The sequence below is a fragment of the Gardnerella sp. DNF00497B genome (assembly GCF_049262725.1).
Taxonomy (GTDB): Bacteria; Actinomycetota; Actinomycetes; order Actinomycetales; family Bifidobacteriaceae; genus Bifidobacterium; species Bifidobacterium leopoldii.
Genome location: NZ_CP058400.1, coordinates 1,490,978 through 1,510,621, shown reverse-complemented (window position 1 = coordinate 1,510,621; position 19,644 = coordinate 1,490,978). Strand labels below are relative to the sequence as shown.

The following is a 19,644-nucleotide window of genomic DNA, read 5'->3' as shown; positions in this document are numbered from 1 at the left end:
GAAATATAAACAAATGTTGAGTAAAAATATATTTTATTTAAACTTATCTAACAAAATTAAAATCTAAAATTCAAAAACAGAAACGATACTGACTTGCGAAAGCGCCTGTCGGCGCAAACGCCGCTCGCAGCGGCAAAAAATGGAGCCCGGGGCTTAAGCACAAGCCAGCATCATTTTGAGTATACCTTGTTTTCTGTTTTCACGCGCCGCACAATTTTAATCGAAAATAATTTATTCCAACTTTCCTGCGCGCCACAATTTCGCTCCATGAGCAAAAGATAACGAGAGTGCGTGCATATTAGCGGATACGTGCAAAACTTTTGCAATTTTCTGCGTATGTATTGTATTTGCTTGCTCGTCTAACTTTTCTGCGTAAACTCGCATTCCGCGTGCAATAATCGAAGTAAAAGCTGAAGATCTGTAAAGCGCTACAGCAAAATCGCCTGTAAAAGCACCGGAAAGAATAGAATCTGCAAGTCGTGCAATATCCTCTCCTGTAGGAGCTTCGTCAATTCCTGTAATAGCTGAAGCGCTCGTTGCTTCAGGCTCGCCAAGGCGCCAATACTCAGCGTAAGCTTCGCGCTGTTTTCGTAGCGACATGCGCAATAAATACAGTCGCCACAACATTTCAGGAAGAGACTCAGCTTCCGCGTGACTCCACAAATCTGCAATAACTTCAATTCCTTCATTCTCAACCAAATTCAGCACGCGCTCAACGATTTCCGGCGACTGCGTTCTATGAACGCGGTTAAGTAAAACAGCGGCTGAAGTGTGGCTAATTTCGTTTACAACCTGCGGATCTGTGCCGCCTTCAATCTGCGCGAGCATCGCAGGATCCATTTGTGCAGGTCTGCTAGGACGGGCGGCTCCTGTGGGGCTTGGCATAAAAGCAGATCTGCTTGAATGAATAGAACTCGATTGCGAATTTAAACTAGTAGACACTTGGAAGAACCTTTTCAATATCGATAATGCGAGCGCCTTTAGGAGTATTAATGATGTGCAAAACTATTGCGCTTCCTGTAGGCATGTATGGAGATTTTTGGCTGAGTATGCGTTTGTGTGCTCTAGGTTTTGTTATTTCGCATAAATAATCGAAGAAAGTGCCGATAACTGGGCGGTGCAAGCACATGACGGTTGCGTTGTTGACTGTGCTTGCATTTTGTTCATTTTGCTCAATATTTTGTATTTCTCTTATAAGCACAGACAATGTAGATTTTGGTTTTTTCTCGTGACAATCTTCTGTAAGTTCCGCAACCTGTTCGATAGAAAGCGAAGAGTCGTGCGCAAAAGCCGCAACTGTTTCTAAGCAACGCTTCCAAGGAGACGATATGATTTTATTCGGCGTGTAGCAGGCAAGCTCGCGGCCTAAAGCGTATGAAGCGGCAGCACCTAGAGGCGTGATTGGTCGAGTCGCTTCGCTTCCTTGCCAAGTTTTTCGAGACTCAGCTTTTCCGTGACGCACTAAAAGCAACGTGCTATATTCTGCTTGACCTTCGTGTAGCTTCTCTAAGAAAGCATCTAGCACTTCGCGGTCACTATCGTGCGTAAGCTTTTTTCGTGCTTGAGAAGGAGTAAGCCATAACACATTGCCGATTTCAGTGGGTTTAGCAGGCTTAATTGGTCCGAAAGCAGGAAGACGCTTTGCTGCGGTTGGCTTATCGATTAAGCGCATCATCCAGTAGTGGATTCGCTTTATGACTTCCGGCTGGGGATTGCGATTTTGGTTGCTATTTGATGAGCTGTTCTTGGAAGATTTTTTGCCTTCGCGTTCAAGCGGATACTCTATTTTGGCGATGTGCGGGCCGAGTACGACTGAATATCCTGTTTCTTCTCCAACTTCGCGCACAGCTGTGTGACGATGCGATTCTTTTGGCTCGTTCTTTCCTTTCGGCCAGCTCCAATCGTCATATTTAGGACGGTAGACTAGGCAAAGTTCAAAATCGTCGTCGCTAAACTTTATTGCGTCGCTGCTTGTTTTTGCCTCTCCACTTGCATTTGAGCTGTTGGTAATATTGCGCTTGCGATAGATTATTCCGCCAGCTGCTTCAACGTATTGCGTCGTTACTGCACTCATATTCACTATTTTAGCGGTTTTCTTTCACAACTTTTAGTTGTGCCGTAATCTTTTACTTTTGTCACAGTCATAACAGTAACAAATTGTTTTATAATCCTTAAATTTGCCAAAACTGATAAATAATTACTTAAAAAACTTCCTAAAACTGGCAAATGGTGCTGTAGAAGATTTCGACTATTGCTGGAACGCTTGAGATTTAGTCAGATTAGAAGTGGTAATAAACACAAAAAGAGCCAGAAACATGTTACTGAATCTGGCTCTTACTTATCGTTTATTTAGTTGCTTGCGATTAGTTCGCGCCGCGAGGCTTACGCGTGTGAGTATGAATCAAGTAAGCCTGGCTGTCAACGAGCGGACGACCTTCCTTATCGCGAGAATGCAAGGTATACGTGCCGTCACCATCCATCCACCACGAAACAGTAGAATCAGCCATTTGCAAATCAATGTACTGGATTAAAGCTTCAACCTGATCAGGCGCACTGATACGAACCAGCGTCTCAACGCGGCGGTCAAGATTGCGGTGCATTAAATCAGCCGAACCAATCCACACTTCTGGGCCGCTTGCAGGACCGTCGCCAATCTGCGGACCGCAAGAGTTAGCAAAAGCGTAAATGCGGCTGTGCTCAAGGAATCGGCCAAGAATAGAACGAACGCGAATATTGTCGCTCAATCCTTCAATGCCAGGCTTAAGCGAGCAGATACCACGCTCAACAATATCAATCTTTACTCCAGCTTGCGAAGCTCGATACAAAGCGTCAATAGTCCGCTCGTCAACTACAGAATTGACCTTAATCTTAATCCATGCTTCTTTACCAGCAAGAGCTGCAGCTTCCTCGCGCTGAATTCGCGCAATAATACCTGTGCGAACTGTACGAGGGGCAACAAGCAGGCGGTGGAAACTAGACTTCGGCGCGTAACCAGAAAGCTGGTTAAACAAGCGAGTCAAATCCTGGCCGACTACAGGATCGCAAGTAAGCAATCCCAAATCCGTGTACAAGCGAGCAGTCTTAGGATTGTAATTACCTGTACCAACGTGGCAGTAGCGGCGCAATCCTTCTGCTTCCTGACGAACCACGAGCGAAAGCTTGCAGTGAGTTTTCAAACCAACAATGCCGTACACAACGTGAACGCCTGCGCGCTCAAGCTTACGCGCCCACGCAATATTTGCATCCTCGTCAAATCGTGCTTTAATCTCAACCAGCGCAAGTACCTGCTTGCCAGCGTGAGCTGCGTCAACAAGAGCGTCAATAATTGGCGAATTGCTAGACGTGCGATACAAAGTCTGCTTAATTGCAAGCACTTTTGGATCCGCGGCAGCCTGCGCGAGGAATGCTTGCACAGAAGTAGAGAACGAATCGTAAGGATGATGCAACAAAATGTCATGCTCGCGAATAGAAGCGAAAATATCTTGCGCGTGGCTAGTTTCAACTTCCGCAATCTGACGGTTTGTAGTAGGAATGAACGGACGATACTTCAAATCAGGGCGGTCAAGCGCTTGCAATTCAAACAGTACCGTCATATCAAGCGGCGAAGGCAAGCGATATACTTCCTCAGGGCTTACGCGAAGCTGATTTGCAAGAAGCTGAGAAAGGAATGGGCTGGCCTCGTTAGAAATTTCCAAACGAATTGGCGGTCCAAAGCGGCGGCGAAGAAGTTCCTTCTCCATAGCGTTGAGCAAGTTTTCTGCGTCATCTTCCTCAACGTCAATATCTTCGTTACGCGTAACTCGGAATGAGCGGGCTTCCTTAATAATCATGCCTGGGAAAAGCGATTCCAAGTGTGCTGCAATCAGCTTTTCCATAGTAATGAAGCCGTAACGCTCTTCGCGACCTTCCTCGTCTGTTAAATCGTCAACTGGTACAAGGCGATTCAAATTATCTGGAATCTTTACACGAGCAAAATGCGACTTTCCAGAATTTGGATTTTCGACGATAACAGCCAAGTTAATAGACTTGCCGGAAATGTACGGGAATGGGTGCGCAGGATCCACTGCAAGAGGCGTAAGAACAGGGAAAACTTGCTTTTTGTAGTAATCAGACAAACGTGCTTTTTCTGATTCTGTAAGCTTATCCCAGCTGAGCAAAACAATGCGCTGTTTGGCAAGCTCAGGAAGAATGTGCTCAATAACATAGTGAGCGTGCTCATCTTGACGGCGGTGAGTTACCTCACTAATAGCGCGCAACTGCTGGCGAGGGCTTAAGCCGGATGCTGCAGTTACTGCTATTCCAGAATCTATTCTGCGCTTTAATCCTGCAACTCTAACCATAAAGAATTCGTCGAGATTTGACGCAAATATAGCAGCAAAATTAGCGCGTTCAAGAAGTGGCAAATCTGTATTCTGAGCCAACTCAAGCACGCGACGATTGAACTTCAACCAGCTTAATTCTCGGTCGAAGAAACGATCTTTTGGCAACGGTAGCTCACCCTCACGAGCTTCACGCTTTTCTGCCTTTTCATCTTCGGCGATATGCTCTGCAATTTGACCGCGCAGAATCGCCTTTGAGGGAGCGTCAAAAATTTGTACCATATTCTGTAATTGTATGCGTTGTAAGGGAAGTGCGCGAATGAGTGTCGATTTTATTTGCTTGCTTCGCGCTCGAAAAATATCTTGCGACACGCCGGAGTGTGTCTCATGCGAACGTAATTTAACATGATAACCTTTGCATGTTCACAAAAGGCCGCAAGAGTTACGATTTTTCGTGTGCAATTGAACAGTAGTGACAATATGTTAACAAAGGCTAATTTGCTCTTTACTATTAGGTAAAAAACGATGATAATAATAATTACAAAAACAAAAAAGAGATAGCGGTAACCCACAAAAGTGTATGGATATGAAATCCGTGGACGTTGGACGGGATATTTAAGACTTTAACCGTTGCAACGAGGATGTTGTGAAGATGAAACCGCAGATATTGTTTTTGTAGATAAGAGGCTCGCCAAAGTGGTGGGCCTCTTTTGATGTGAGGGCGATTTTACTATTTACGCAGACTGTCGCGCGTATAAGGGAAACTATCAAAGAATAAATGTTGGAATTCATTTTCTTAGCTTCTTTGAAAATGAGAATATATTGTGTTCCATGCTGTGCTAATCGCAATTGCGAGTTGTTGGACGATTGTTAAGTGACGAGTCGTTATTTATGCGCGTGATTACGTGTGTGGAGTTTGAAACAGGTAAGAAGGATCGAAGGACCATGCAACATTCGTTTATGGCAATGTTGGCTGCAGAATTTATTGGCACTGCTATTCTCATGATTTTCGGAAACGGTGCTGTAGCAAACGTTGAATTAAAAAATACTAAAGGGCACCATGCTGGCTGGCTAAATATTGCTATGGGCTACGGTTTTGGTGTTATGTTCCCAGTGCTCATGTTTGGCGGAATTTCCCACGCGCATATCAATCCTGCTATGACAATTGCGCAAGCTGTAAACGGCATGTTCCCATGGGCTAACGTTGTGCCTTATATTGTAGCTCAGCTTTTGGGTGCGTTGGTTGGTCAGCTTATTGTGTACGTAACGTATTTGCCGCACTACAACGAAACTGAGGAGCCGGGAGCTATTCTTGGCACTTTCTGCACTACGGATGCTTATAACAACAAGCTTAATTACTTCCTTAACGAATTCTTTGGCACGCTTGTGCTTGTTCTGGCTGCTCTTTGCTGCCTTACCTCTCCATGGGGTGAGAAGAATTTGGCTGGCGCTTCAATCGTTGTCGGCTTCGTGGTTTGGGGTTTGGTGACTTCTATGGGCGGACCAACTGGTCCTGCTTTGAATCCTGCTCGTGATCTTATGCCGCGTTTGCTTCACGCAATTTTGCCAATTCCGCACAAGGGATCTTCTCGCTGGGGTGAAGCGTGGATTCCAGTTATTGCTCCTATTGCCGGCGCAATCTTGGGTGTGGTTATGTATAAGTCGTTATTTGCATAAACATTGCTTTTAACTGTGCTTGATTGCGGTTGATTGCGATTGTAAGAAGCGCGTAATGCTAGTATGAATGCGTTACGCGCTTTTTATTTTGTAAGCTTATGCTTTGCAAGTTTATGCTTATTAATTAAAGATATTAAGAAAGACTAAATCATGTTTTCGAAGTCAACTATTGCAATTGGTCGTTTTGCGCCTACTCCTTCCGGGCGTATGCATATTGGCAATATGGTAGCAATGTTGGCTGCGTGGCTCTCTGCAAAATCGCAAGGCGGACACATGCTTTTACGTCTAGAAGATCTTGATATTGCGCGCATGCCAAAGGATGCTAGCGCGCGAGTGATTGACGACTTGCATTGGGCTGGGCTTGATTGGGTCGGCGAGCCGACTTATCAGCATGAACGCACCGCAATTTACCAAGAAGCTCTTGAGGCGCTAGAATCTTTGCAAGACGACGACGGAAAGTCGTTGATTTACCCTTGCTTTTGCTCGCGTTCCGATATTCGCGCGATTGCAGCTCCGCAAGAAGGCGACGGTTTTATACGCTATCCGGGTACGTGCAGAAATCTGCGCAAAACTGCGGAAGGTTTGGCACAAATCGAAAAGCGTTTGCAAAATAACCAGCAACATTCTTTGCGACTTGCGGTGCCGCCTGCTGATTTAAGACAAGCAAATATTGATTTTGAAGATGCGATTTTTGGTGCGCAATCGTTTAACATTAATCGCGATTTGGGTGACATGGTGATTCGCCGCGCGGATGGCGTTTTTTCGTACCAGCTTGCGGTTGTTGTTGACGATGTTCTGAGCGGAGTAAACGACATTGTGCGCGGCCGCGATTTGCTTCGTTCTGCGGCGCTTCAAATTTGGATTGGTGAGCTGCTTGAAAAATCAGGATTTTTTGCGGCTCACGGTACGCATTATGTGCGTCCGCAATTTGCGCACTTGCCGCTAATTGATAACGCTCAAGGTGAGCGGCTTGCAAAAAGTAAGCACTCGCTAGACGTCGGTGCGCTTCGAGAATCTGGCTGGAGTGCCGAGCGCATGATTGGCTATTGTATGTATCTTCTGGGATACAAAAAGCATGGTCAAAATCAATCGGTAGATATGAGTGCTGCCGATGCGCTTGCGTTGTTTGAAAGCTTTGACACGCCGTGGGATTCTGTTCGCGCAAACCTAGCCGACAAATCCGTGCCCTTCCTTGACTAAACTATGTAGTTAGGTTTGATAGATTGGGGCATAAATGGCATATATGACGCAAAAAGATTTAGCGAATACTGAAGTCGATTGTGTTCGTGCGTGTCAAATTGCCGACGGCGTGCACAGCGTGCAAGACGCCATTGCTCAAGCCGAATTGCATTATGGTCGCAAAGCTGAGTCGGTTACGCTACTTGCCGCAACTAAAACGCGAGATGTTGGCGAAATCATGGCAGCGCTTAAAGCTGGAGTGCGAGTAGTTGGGGAAAATCGCCCACAAGAAATCGTTGCAAAAGCCGAGATTTTACGCGCACAAGCTGCTAGAGAAGGTTTAAGCGTTGGAGTGAACGGTGAAATTCCACTCTACTTAATCGGTCAGCTGCAAAGCAATAAAATAAATAAAGTTTTACCACTTGCAAATGGTATTCAGTCGGTTGACGGCATTGAACTTGCGCAAAAAATATCTACGCGCGCGCAAAATTTGGGACTTTGCACAGACGTTATGTTGGAAGTGAATGTTTCGGGAGAAGCTACGAAATCGGGATGCGCGCCAGAACGTGCGATTGATGAAGCGCTCGCTATATCTAGTCTTCCGGCGCTTAATTTGCACGGATTTATGACGCTCGGAGCGCGCGTGGATGATGAAAAAATAGTGAGAAGTGGTTTCGCAAAATTGCGAGAAATTCGAGATTGTGTAAGTGGACAACTCGCGCAAGATTATGATGGAAACTCTGCAAAATTAGAGCTTTCGATGGGAATGTCCGGCGATTTTGCGTGGGCGATTGCCGAAGGCTCGACGATGGTTCGAATCGGTTCGGCAATCTTTGGCCCACGCGCATTTGTGTAGTCTTAAGTCAAAGTTTTAAGCCAAATTGATGATTGTAGTTACGCATGCACAATCACATTGCGCAGCGAACCGATGCCATCTACGTGTACAATCGCTTCGTCACCCGCGCGTAAAGTCCCAGCCGGGTATGGGGTTCCTGTCAAAATCACGTCTCCTGGAAGAAGCGTTGAGAAGCTTGAAATCGCTGCAATTTGCTCAGGAATACTGTGAATAAGTCGAGCTGTAGTGCCGTCAGCTTCCGGCACATTTTCACCATTAAGCGTAAATGAAATATGTGCATCGCGCCAATTTAGCTCGGTTGTAATCCAAGGTCCAAGTGGGCAAGAAGTGTCGAAACCTTTTGCGCGCGTCCACATTGGGTCGCTTCCTGCGCAATCTCGTAAAGTTACGTCATTTACGCAAGTAAAGCCAAAAACGTAATTCATTGCGGTAGCTGCAGTTACATTTTTGGCGATTTTGCCCATAACAACTGCCACTTCTGGCTCAAAATTCATGTCGTTTGAGCAAGCAGGAATCACAATCGGATCGTCCGGACCAATTACAGAAGTGCTCGGCTTTGTAAAAATCACCATGTCTGCAGCAGTATGCGAAGATGCCGCAGGAGAAGCAGCGCGCTCGTCGTCAGAACGGGTATCGTAATTTTTTGCCAATCCGTATACTTTTGATGGAATTACAGGCACGAGTAAACGCACGCCATCAGCGTCCAACGCGTAACGTTTACCAGTTGGCTTAACTCCTTGCGGACTTAAAGGATGTCCTTCAAGGGCTACTAAATAATCTTTACCGTCGGTTTCGTCTTTTTGAACGAAAGCGTATTGCGGAACTTCATTATACGAAAAACGTGCAATTCTCATATTTTTAAGATTACGACATATTTGCTACTTAATTAAGCATTGCTCGATACTTAACTAAACTTTGCTTGCTGCTTAATTAAATTATTTGCGTAAATTATTTGCGTAAATTATTTGCGATTGAAAGTTCTTGAAAACAAAACTTGAGTCTAGTACACTCAAGTTTTAGGAATAAAGTTATAGGAAAATCTGTTATACGTATCAGATGCATGAAAGTGAAAGCTCGTTAGAACTCAAAAGTATCGTCAAAAAGCTTGAAATTGCAATAAAAGTTGCAGCGATTTGACTTAACTGAAATGTGTTTTAGAGCTTTCGTGGAAATGAGGTAGATATGGAACAAAAGTTTACAACCTTAGCGCAAGACGCATTAAGCGACGCTGTGCAAAGTGCAGCGGCTGCTGGCAACGCGCAAGTTGACACTCTGCATTTGGCGGATGCTTTACTTCGCCAAGAGCAGGGCGTCGTTCGCGCGCTTATTGCTCAGGCGGGGGCGGACGCGCAACAAATCGGTGCTGAAATTCGTAATGCATTAGTGGCATTGCCTTCATCTACTGGTTCAACTACAACTAAGCCAGATGCAAGTCGTCAGCTTTTGGCTGCCTTAAGCCAGGCAGAAAAAGAAATGCGCGCAATGGGAGACGAATACGTTTCTACGGAACACATGCTTATTGGCATGGTTGCTAGCGAACCAAACGCTGTTGCGGATATTTTCAAAAAGCACAATGTTTCTGCAGACGTGTTGAGAAAAGCTGTGCCAACTGTGCGCGGTGGCGCAAAAGTGACAAGTCCGGATGCTGAAGGCAACTACAAAGCGCTCGAAAAGTATTCTGTTGATATGACTGCGCGCGCTCGCGAAGGAAAGCTCGACCCAGTAATTGGACGAGACCAGGAAATTCGCCGCGTGATTCAGATTCTTTCTCGCCGCACGAAGAACAATCCTGTGCTAATTGGAGAGCCGGGCGTTGGTAAAACGGCAGTTGTAGAAGGATTGGCTCAGCGAATTGTTGCAGGAGATGTGCCTACAACTTTGCAAAACAAGCGTCTTATCAGTCTCGATTTGGCTTCGATGGTTGCAGGTTCTAAGTATCGCGGCGAATTTGAGGAACGCTTAAAGGCAGTGTTGAAGGAAATCCAGCAATCGGACGGTCAAATTATTACGTTTATTGACGAAATTCACACTGTTGTTGGAGCAGGATCTGCAGAAGGTTCAATGGATGCTGGCAATATGCTTAAGCCAATGCTTGCGCGCGGTGAGCTGCGCTTGGTTGGTGCAACTACGCTTAACGAGTATCGCGAGCATATTGAAAAGGATTCGGCGCTTGAACGCAGATTCCAGCAAGTGTTTGTTGGCGAACCGTCTGTTGAAGACACGGTGACGATTTTGCGCGGACTTAAGCAACGTTACGAAGCACACCACAAGGTGACGATTAGTGACGATGCAATCGTAGCCGCAGCAACGCTTTCAAACCGCTATATTACTGACAGACAACTTCCAGATAAGGCGATTGATTTGGTGGATGAAGCGGCAGCTCACTTGCGCATGGAGCTTGATTCACAGCCAGAAGAAATCGACGAATTGCAGCGCAAAGTTACGCGTCTTGAAATGGAAGAAATGCAATTAAAGAAAGCGGAAGATGCTGCTGCGCGCGAACGCTTAGAAAAGTTGCAGGAAGAATTAGCTAACTCGCGCGAAAAGCTTTCTGGATTGAAAGCGCGTTGGGATGCGGAAAAGGCTGGCCATAACAAGGTTGGTGATTTGCGAGCGCAACTCGACGCTAAGCGCGTAGAAGCCGACAAATTCACGCGTGAAGGCAATTTGGAACAAGCAAGCCGTATTTTGTATGGCGAAATTCCAAGCATTCAAAAAGCTTTGGAAGAAGCGGAGTCTGAGGCTGCTAATGCTAAAAGTGAAGCAAAAGAGCCAATGGTTCCGGATCAGGTTGATGCTGATTCTATTGCAGGAGTCGTTAGCGAATGGACGGGCATTCCTGTTGGTCGCTTGATGCAAGGCGAAAATGAGAAGCTGCTCAACATGGAAAAGGAGCTTTCTAAGCGTGTGGTTGGTCAAAGCGAAGCAATTCAGGCTATAGCGGATGCTGTGCGCAGAAGCCGTGCTGGAATTGCAGATCCGAATCGCCCAACTGGTTCCTTCTTGTTCTTGGGTCCTACTGGCGTTGGTAAGACGGAGCTTGCTAAGGCTCTTGCTGACTTTTTGTTTGACGACGAGCGTGCAATGGTTCGCATTGATATGAGCGAGTACATGGAAAAGGCTTCCGTTTCGCGTCTAATCGGTGCTGCTCCTGGTTACATTGGCTATGAGGAAGGCGGCCAGCTTACTGAAGCTGTGCGTAGACGTCCGTATTCTGTAGTGCTTTTTGACGAAGTTGAGAAGGCGCATCCAGAAGTATTCGACGTTTTGTTGCAGGTTTTGGACGATGGTCGTTTGACTGATGGCCAGGGTAGAACGGTTGATTTTACGAATACGATTTTGATTATGACATCAAACTTGGGTTCGCAATTCCTTGTGCAAGAGGGCTTGGACGATGCTGCTAAACGCAAGGCTGTTATGAACGCTGTTCACGCTGAGTTTAAGCCAGAGTTCATCAACCGTTTGGATGAGCTTGTTATGTTCCATCCGTTGAGCCGCGAAGAGCTTGGTGGAATTGTGGATATTCAAGTTCGTCAAGTGGCTGCACGCTTGAGCGACCGCCGCATTAGCTTAGATGTGAGTGACTCTGCTCGCGCTTGGCTTGCGGAGCATGGCTATGATCCAGTTTATGGTGCTCGTCCGTTGCGTAGATTGGTTCAAACGGAAATTGGCGATCAGCTTGCTCGATTGCTGCTTTCTGGCGATGTGCATGATGGCGCTCGCGTAGTTGCGGATTGCGCAGAGAGCGACGACCATGTGACCCTAAAGATTGCGTAGTTCCTGCATTCTTCAATGTAGTCAAATAAAAAAGCGTGCTGTTTATTGGATTATTTTCCAGTAGACAGCACGCTATTTTGTATTAGGTAATGCACGTGTTTAATTATATTTCAAAAGTCAACTCAATAGTGTTTAATAGAACGTATGTTCGATAATATTGTGATGTTTGTTTTAATGGTGGTTGCTGTTGTAATAACCGCCATTGTTGTGCTGGCTATTGTTAAGCACAACTCTGGAACGCAAGGCGCTAATGGTGTAAACCAGCGCGAATTTAACGAATTGCGCTCGCAGTATGAACAAGCGCGCGCTCAAGCTCAAGAAAATGGCAATCAGGCTATACGGTATCGCACGCAAGCAGAGCAGCTTGCTGAGCGATTAAAGTTTGTTGAAGCAGAACTTGCTAAAGCGCAGCAGGCAGAGCAATTGCGAGTGAATCGCGAAGAACAATTGCGCGCAGAGCGAGAAGAACGCGAACGATTAAATCGTGAAAAAACTTTGAAAGAGCAAGGTAAAGTTTTGGAAGCGCTTGCTCCAGTAAAAGACAATCTCGAAGCATTGAAGAATAAAGTTTCGCAGATTGAAGAAGGGCGTAAGCAAGAAATGGGTGTGCTGAGCACTCAGCTTAAAGGCTTAAGTGAGCAGCAAACAAGGCTTGATCGCGAAACAAGTTCGCTTTCTGCAGCATTGCGAAATAATAAGGTTCGCGGAGCTTGGGGTGAGGCTCAACTAAAGAATATTGTGGAATCTGCAGGTTTGCTTGAGCATGTTGATTTTGATACGCAGGTTGTTGTAACGGGAGTAAATGGCGAGCAGCAGAGGCCAGATATGGTTGTGCATCTGCCAGGAGGCAAAACAATTCCAGTTGATGCAAAAGTTCCGTATGCGGATTATCAGCGCGCTTGCGAAATACCAGATAATGCAAGTGACGAAGAATTAGCTAGAAGGAGCGAGCTTCTAAAAGCGCATGCTAAGGCTTTGCGAGAGCATGTTAGAGTATTAGGAGCTAAAGCGTATTGGCAGGCTTTTGAAACAGCACCAGACTTTGTAGTTGCATTTATTCCAAACGAAGCATTGCTTCAGGCGGCTCTTGAAGCGGATCCAACGCTTATGGATGATGCTTTTGCACAAAAAGTAGCACTCACTTCACCAGTTACTTTGTGGGCCGTGCTTAAGTCTGTTGCGTACGCATGGCAGCAGCAAAGTCTTACAGATGATGCAAAAGAACTTTTCGATTTATCTAGAGAATTGTACGATCGCTTTGCGGTTCTTGGAGAAAATGCTTCAAAACTTGGCGTATCTTTGGCAAGAACAGTTGCAGCTTACAATAAGTTTGCTTCCTCACTTGAGTCTAGAGTGTTGGTAACAGCGCGTAAACTTCAGAAGTTAGATCAAAGTAAGGTTATTGCTTCAATAGATCTTATAGATTCCGATAAAGCTGATGTTAAAGAGCTGAGCGCTCCGGAAGTATCAGTAGAAGATCGTTAAACATAAAAACATTAAAGCATCAAAAATTGAAGAACTCTAACGCTAAGGAGTGCAAAAATGGCAGAATTACAAGAGGAACGCGCTGAGCTTAAACGCATGCTTTGTGCAGATATGATTGCGAAACCATTTAGTGAACTGTTTTCTGTTACATTTGCTCAGCGTGGCTCTAAGCTGGTTGGAGATGTTCTTTTTGACGCAATTGAGAAAGCTGGGTATTCGTTAGAACGCGATGTTGACGCTGTTGGCGCGTTAACTGCTGCTGCGGTGCCGATGGTTTTTGCGCTTATTCATGCTGCAGAACGTAAAGGAATTGCACTCGACGGCTTTGTTATGGATTTTGTTTTTCCTGCAACAAAAGGCCCGTCAGTTAAAGGCAAGCGAGTGCTGTTGCTTGACTCTTGGCTTTCTGAAAAATCGTATGTTCAAACTTCTTCGCTTGTTACTTTACGACACGGCAATGAATTAAGTCTTGATTTTGGCATTGTTCATCAGCAAGGCGCGCAAATTCTTGCTATAGTTGCATTAATTGGTGGTGTTGACGCCGACGAACAAGGCATGAGGCATCTTCAATTAGTAAATCCAATAAGTGAGGAGAGTACTAAAATGGCATTTGTTCAAGCTTTCGGTGAAGAAGAATTACGTGCAGATGCAGATCACGAAGATTGCTGCAACGACAATTGCTGTGGCGGCCATTGTGAGGTTAAATGCACGGGAGATTGTGCTAACGATGGTTGCACTGAGCCTTGCTGTGAAGATAACTGCTGCGGTGGCCATTGCAAAGTAGAGTGCACGGGTGATTGCGCTCATGACGGTTGCACTGAGCCTTGCTGTGAAGATAACTGCTGCGGTGGCCATTGCAAAGTAGAGTGCACGGGAGATTGCGCTCATGACGGTTGCACTGAGCCTTGCTGCGAAGACGATTGCTGTGGCGGTCATTGCAAGTCAGGTTGCACAGGCGATTGCGCAACTGACGGCTGCCAAGACTAGTTGTAATTACTAGCTGCCAATACTAAGCAAAAGTATTAAACGGAGCAAAACTCACACATGCACGAACCGAATCCAATTACTTTGGCTGCAAAAGCTTCCGATGAACCAGAATTTCGACCTATAGGAGTTGGCCCGTGGGAAGAAGAGCATCCAGGTGAGCCTCGTCCAGATAATCCAGAATCGCCAAATTACGATGCGCGGTTTAGCGCTGAATTACTAGACGAAGGTGACCAGCGCAACGTCCTAGACCGCTACCGATACTGGAAAGTAGAAGCTATAAAAGCGGATCTCGATTCTAAAGGACGCCACGAGTTTGAAGTAGCTGTAGAAAATTGGACTCACGATTTCAACATAGGCTCTATGGTTCGCACTGCAAATGCGTTTACAGCGAAAAAAGTGTATATTGTAGGGCCTCATAAATGGAATCGTAAAGGCTCGTTAATGACTGAGCTTTACCAATACGTTGAGTGCTGCCCAACTATTGAAACTCTAGTAACTAATTGGCGCGAAAATATAGTACGAGAAGCAGAAGAAGCGCATCAACTTTTGCTTAAAGCACAAGCAGAAGGCAACAAAGAAGCTGAAAAAATCGCAAATATAAAGGAACACGACGCTAAAAACGCGCGCGTTATAGCGCTCGATATTATTCCAGGTGCTGTTGCTATGGAAAACTACAAGTTTCCTAAACGTTGCCTTATGCTTTTTGGTGCAGAAGGTCCGGGTCTTTCTAAAAAAGCGTTAGAAATGGCGGATGACGTTGTTTATATTTCGCAATTTGGCTCTGTTCGCTCGCTAAACGCAGGAGCAGCTGCGGCTGTTTCCATGCACGCATGGATTGCGCAACATGCAGCACCAAATTGCTGAATCTTAATAAAATATTAATTAGAATTTCGGTAGCAGAATTTTGTCAGCAGAATCTCATCAGCAATATTAGTTAAAACGCAGTAGCTTGTACTCATAAACGCTTACATTTGATGTTTATTTTTTTTTTATTTGTGATATTGTTAATTTATGTTAGAATTTCAACATATTACAAAGCGTTTTGGTGCAAAGACAGCGCTTAACGATGTTTCTTTCGTCGCCGAAGACGGTAAAGTCACGGGCTTTTTAGGACCTAATGGCGCTGGTAAATCTACAACCATGCGTTGCGCGTTAAATCTTATTCATGCAAATAGTGGCACTTCTCTTATTGACGGCAAACCTTACGCAAAAATTGCATCCCCAATGACGGAAGTTGGCGCAGTTCTTGATGCAAAGTCTGCTCACAGAGGTCGAACGGCTTACAATCACCTGTATTCATTGGCTTTAACTCACGGAATATCAAAGAAACGTGTCGATGAAGTCATTGATATTACTGGTTTAACTAGCGTAAAAAATCGCAAGGCAGGTTCATTCTCGCTTGGCATGGGTCAGCGTCTTTCCATTGCTGCGGCTCTTTTAGCAGATCCACATAATCTCATACTTGACGAACCGGTTAATGGTTTGGATCCGGAAGGTGTTAAGTGGGTTCGCGAATTATGCAAGTATTATGCAAGCCAAGGTCGTGCAATACTACTTAGTTCTCACTTAATGAGCGAAGTCGCGCTTACTGCAGATAATCTTGTGATTATTGCGCACGGAGAAATTTTGGCGCGCACAACAGTACAAGATTTTGTTAATGCACATTCTCAGCATGCTATACGTTTAGTGACACCTGAAGGCGAAAAACTAAAGTCTGTGCTCACTCAGAATCATCCGGAATGTAAGATTTTGTCTGATAATCGCACACCTCAAGATGTTCAAGAGGGCGAACTTTTTAAGGTAACAGGTTGTGAGCTTAATCAACTTGCTCGCGAAATTGCAGATAATCAAATTATGGTTTACCAGCTAAATCAAGAGCATGCATCGCTTGAGGAAGCATATTTGGCTCTTACGCACGGCCAAGAGCAGTACGTAACAAAAGCATTGCCAAATGCTACTGCTGCGACTGGAACGCAATATGCGGATGGAGGAAATGCAAAATGAGTGAGCAAATTAATCAATCTGTTGATCAATCTGTTAATCAAGAAACAAGCAACTCTTACAAAACCGGCAGAAGCATGAACGCTCAGCATCTACGTCTTACATTTATGCACTCGCTTAAATCTGAGATGGTTAAGTTGCGTGGACTTGCATCAACCTGGTGGTGTATGGCATTGGCCATTGTTTTGCCTGTAATTTTCAGCTTTATTATTGCGATTGTGCAAAAAACAATATCTAAAGTTGACTTTACTAAACATGGTGCGTCTGCTGGCAAATCAAGCGGTGTAGTCACCATGGGGCCGAGCGATAAAAGCAGCCTCATTTCTTCTCAAGAAGGTATTTTCAACTTAGTTATTAGTTTTGCCTCTATATCTTTGATTATTATTGCGATTTTTGCAGTGCTTGCTATAACAGCTGAGCATTCCACAACTTCAATTCAAGCTTCGCTTACGTCTGTACCACGCAGGGGTATGTTCTTTACTGCTAAGTTTGTTGCAATCACAATCTACGTTTTTGTTGTGCAACTTATTGCAATGGCAGTTTCGTTAGTTGCTGCAGAATTAGCATTTATGGGTGAGAATATCTCAGGCTTGTCTGGAAGTAGAACATGGCAATTACCTCTTACTCTGTTCCTTGGCTCACCTGTAATTATGGTTGTTGTGGCAGCAATGGCGTACGGTTTCGGCATGATTTGCAAGTCAACTGCTGGCGGAATTATGTGCGTTATTGGAGCCGTGATGATTTTGCCTACTTTTGTTAGCATTATTATGATTACGAGCAATTTCGCGAAGTGGACTTCAATACTTATGCAGCTTTTGCCAGCCAAGGCTGTGAGCCGATTCTTAGGAACGGGCGAACAACTTCCGCCAGACGCAACTGCTTTCGAATGGTGGCAGTCCGGTTTAGTGGTTCTCGCTTGGGCTGTAGTCATGTACGCAATTGGCTACGTTATTGAAAAGCATCGCGATATTTAAACATAGTAAGTATAAATAAAAAATAAGCCCCGTTCGATTGCAATCATTACTGAGCAAACGAGCGGGGTTTATTTATTGCAACTTTTGCCGATACTAGTTTTAATTCTTTTTGCTAGAAGTAAAGCGCCCACTGCAAATAGCATAACGCCCCGAGCAACCATAGCAATAATAGATGGCACTAATTCTGGCACTAAGCTCATTGTGCATTTTCTTGAGAATCCTGATCGTTTTGTTTCTTTTTAGCAAATTGAGGATGAGCATACTCTGGCCCAATATATGAAGTATCAGGCAATGGTAGCTCGGTAGTAGGCTTAGCATACTGAGGTTGCGCATACTGCTGTTCACAATGCTGTGGTTCAGGATACTGATCTTGTTGCGCATACTGCTGCTCATAGTATGGTTGCTGACTGTATTGCGGATTGTAATATTGTGGCTGCGCGTACGGCTGTTGTCCGTACGGCTGTTGTGCATACGGCTGACCGTATTGGATTTGTTGCGGTTGCTCATATTGTTGTTGCGCATACTGATTTTGTTGCGCGTATGATTGTTGTGCGTACGGCTGCTGTGCGTACGGTTGTTGAGCGTACTGTTGTTGAGCGTACTGCTGTTGAGCGTACTGCTGATCGTATTGTATTTGTTGTGGCTGTTGAGCGTACGGTTGTTGCTCATATTGCTGTTGAGCATACGGTTGCTGTGCGTACGGCTGCTGAGCATACTGATTTTGTAAGTATTGTGGAGTCTCCTGCTGCGGTTGAATAGGTTGTGCCTTTTGAGCTGGCAAGTCAGTTTGAGAGGCTTCCTCTATTACGTTGGCGTGTAGCACAGGTGCAGGTTGTGGTTCAGTCTCAGGCTTGGCTTGAGGCTCAGGCTTGGCTTGTGGTTCAGGTTCAGGTTCAGGTTCAGGTTGTGGCTCAGGTGTTACTTGCACAGCAGGCTCAGGCGCTACCTTTGTTTCATGCTCTGTCATTTGCTGCGTATCAAGCTCAGGAAATACCTGTGCTTCAGGCTCAGTAGTCACATGCGTTTCAACCGCAATTGTTGCCTGAGGTTCAACTGCCTTAGGTTCTGCAACTGCTTGAGGTTCTTCCGCCAGCTGAGGCTTTACTTCTTCCTTTACCGCTGTCTTTACTTCTTCCTTTACTGCTGTCTCTACTTCTGCCTCCACAGTTGTATTCTCTGTTGTTAGTTGAGGTTCAGGAGTCAATTGTGGCTCAGGCTCATTTAACAATTGAGTATCTACTGCCGCATCTTGCGTTAATTGTTGTATTGAATTTAGCTGAGTCGTTTCATTGTTGACATTATTAGGGATGTGTTCCTGAGCATATGCTTCTGTAGAATTTTGGTATTTTTGTACATTGTTATAAACATATGGAGGTTTGGACACATATGCTGCGTTGTCTCCTATTGCCGCCATATACGCATCTTCGAGTGAAACGCATTCTTTACTCAACTGATATGTAAGTAATTGTTTATCGTTAAAGAATTGCGCCAAATCTGCAATATTTGCATTATTTATAACGAAAGCTGCGCCTTCCTGCACGTCTTCGTTTTTGTGCTCAACTTGCATAATAGAGCATTCACTATGCTGCGATTGCATAATGTCAAATAGCTTTTCTGGCTCAGGAGTAATAACTCGTACAGTGTTCTGAGAATATGCAGTAAGCAAATCTGTCACGCTTGTTTTTTGTAGAATTTTACCATGCGCAATAATAACAAGATCGTCTGCAATAAGAGAAAGCTCACTAATGTTATTAGTGCTGATAAGTACCGCACCACCGCGTTCTGCATAGTATTTGCAGATATCGCGCATCCATCTAACTCCTTCAACGTCTAAGCCATAGAATGGATTATCGAGAATAAGATTATGAGGATCTGCGAGAAGTGCTGCAGCAATCTCAAGTCGTTTGCGCATGCCGGTTGACATTTCTTTAATTTTCATATTTTGTATAGAGCTGATTCCGGCAATATCCATAATCTCCGATACGCGCGTTTTTGGAATTTTGCAATACTTCGCGACGAATGTGAGCTTTTTTATAGCACTAGTATTTCTATAATTAGCTTTTAAATCTAATACTGTGCCGACTGTTTCTATTGGGGAATTAAGTTTTTTGTATGGGACGCCGTCGAATAATGCTTCACCTCCATTGGCTTTTATGAGTCCCAATGCGCAATATAGTGCAGTTGATTTTCCGGAACTGTTAGGTCCAACAAAACCTGTAACTTTACCATCTTCTGCTACAAAAGAAATATTATTTAGTACTTGCTGTTTTTTATAGTACTTAGATATATTTTGTATCTCTAACATAACTAAATCCTACTGCTAAAAATGTAATAAAAAAATCCTATTTGTGTAAAAAATTAAGGACTTCATCTCATAACTGGCTATAAG

At 44.7% G+C, this 19,644-nt stretch carries 14 protein-coding genes; 9 read left to right on the top strand and 5 right to left on the bottom strand.

All coding sequences use genetic code 11. The features are described 5' to 3' along the window. Positions 1-231: 231 nt before the first annotated feature. The 3 genes from HXT26_RS05975 to HXT26_RS05965 all read right to left on the bottom strand — a co-directional run bounded on the left by HXT26_RS05975 (position 232) and on the right by HXT26_RS05965 (position 4,601). Entirely contained in the window at positions 232-885 is a 654-nt protein-coding gene (locus HXT26_RS05975; RefSeq protein WP_422111988.1) for a thymidine phosphorylase, read from the bottom strand. Between the two features lie 46 nt (positions 886-931). After that, complete coding sequence (locus HXT26_RS05970) at positions 932-2,074, bottom strand: NUDIX hydrolase (protein ID WP_064340418.1); 1,143 nt, start codon at positions 2,072-2,074, stop codon at positions 932-934. Between the two features lie 289 nt (positions 2,075-2,363). Next, entirely contained in the window at positions 2,364-4,601 is a 2,238-nt protein-coding gene (locus HXT26_RS05965) for an RNA degradosome polyphosphate kinase (RefSeq protein WP_064340417.1), read from the bottom strand. A gap of 663 nt (positions 4,602-5,264) precedes the next feature. Here HXT26_RS05965 and HXT26_RS05960 point away from each other — a divergent pair. The 3 genes from HXT26_RS05960 (at position 5,265) to HXT26_RS05950 (ending at position 8,031) form a co-directional block, all read left to right on the top strand. Continuing rightward, entirely contained in the window at positions 5,265-5,996 is a 732-nt protein-coding gene (locus HXT26_RS05960) for an MIP/aquaporin family protein (protein WP_101886166.1), read from the top strand. A gap of 150 nt (positions 5,997-6,146) precedes the next feature. Beyond that, positions 6,147-7,196, top strand: a complete 1,050-nt coding sequence (locus HXT26_RS05955; RefSeq protein WP_422111987.1) for a glutamyl-Q tRNA(Asp) synthetase — start codon at positions 6,147-6,149, stop codon at positions 7,194-7,196. A gap of 34 nt (positions 7,197-7,230) precedes the next feature. Then, on the top strand, positions 7,231-8,031 hold the full coding sequence (locus tag HXT26_RS05950) for a YggS family pyridoxal phosphate-dependent enzyme (protein ID WP_004119565.1): 801 nt from the start codon (positions 7,231-7,233) through the stop codon (positions 8,029-8,031). Between the two features lie 38 nt (positions 8,032-8,069). Here HXT26_RS05950 and HXT26_RS05945 read toward each other — a convergent pair whose 3' ends face one another. After that, complete coding sequence (locus tag HXT26_RS05945) at positions 8,070-8,885, bottom strand: fumarylacetoacetate hydrolase family protein (RefSeq protein ID WP_004119563.1); 816 nt, start codon at positions 8,883-8,885, stop codon at positions 8,070-8,072. Positions 8,886-9,213: 328 nt separating this feature from the next. Between HXT26_RS05945 and clpB the strand changes: the two genes are divergently transcribed. The 6 genes from clpB to HXT26_RS05915 all read left to right on the top strand — a co-directional run bounded on the left by clpB (position 9,214) and on the right by HXT26_RS05915 (position 17,255). After that, positions 9,214-11,808: an ATP-dependent chaperone ClpB gene (clpB, locus tag HXT26_RS05940; protein WP_422111986.1), complete on the top strand. Its 2,595-nt coding sequence runs from the start codon at positions 9,214-9,216 to the stop codon at positions 11,806-11,808. Positions 11,809-11,952: 144 nt separating this feature from the next. Beyond that, the gene (gene rmuC, locus HXT26_RS05935; protein WP_004105862.1) at positions 11,953-13,293 is read left to right on the top strand and encodes a DNA recombination protein RmuC; all 1,341 of its coding nucleotides are present in this window, start codon (positions 11,953-11,955) and stop codon (positions 13,291-13,293) included. A gap of 57 nt (positions 13,294-13,350) precedes the next feature. Next, positions 13,351-14,280, top strand: a complete 930-nt coding sequence (locus HXT26_RS05930) for a hypothetical protein (RefSeq protein ID WP_422111985.1) — start codon at positions 13,351-13,353, stop codon at positions 14,278-14,280. Positions 14,281-14,337: 57 nt separating this feature from the next. Next, the gene (locus HXT26_RS05925; RefSeq protein WP_116971232.1) at positions 14,338-15,144 is read left to right on the top strand and encodes a TrmH family RNA methyltransferase; all 807 of its coding nucleotides are present in this window, start codon (positions 14,338-14,340) and stop codon (positions 15,142-15,144) included. Positions 15,145-15,291: 147 nt separating this feature from the next. Then, positions 15,292-16,284, top strand: coding sequence for an ABC transporter ATP-binding protein (locus HXT26_RS05920; RefSeq protein WP_004105867.1), 993 nt, complete (start codon positions 15,292-15,294; stop codon positions 16,282-16,284). Then, on the top strand, positions 16,281-17,255 hold the full coding sequence (locus tag HXT26_RS05915; RefSeq protein WP_004574206.1) for an ABC transporter permease subunit: 975 nt from the start codon (positions 16,281-16,283) through the stop codon (positions 17,253-17,255). The genes HXT26_RS05920 and HXT26_RS05915 overlap by 4 nt, the downstream gene beginning before the upstream one ends. 196 nt (positions 17,256-17,451) lie before the next feature. Here HXT26_RS05915 and HXT26_RS05910 read toward each other — a convergent pair whose 3' ends face one another. Next, positions 17,452-19,560, bottom strand: coding sequence for an ATP-binding cassette domain-containing protein (locus tag HXT26_RS05910; RefSeq protein WP_422111984.1), 2,109 nt, complete (start codon positions 19,558-19,560; stop codon positions 17,452-17,454). Between the last annotated feature and the right edge of the window lie 84 nt (positions 19,561-19,644).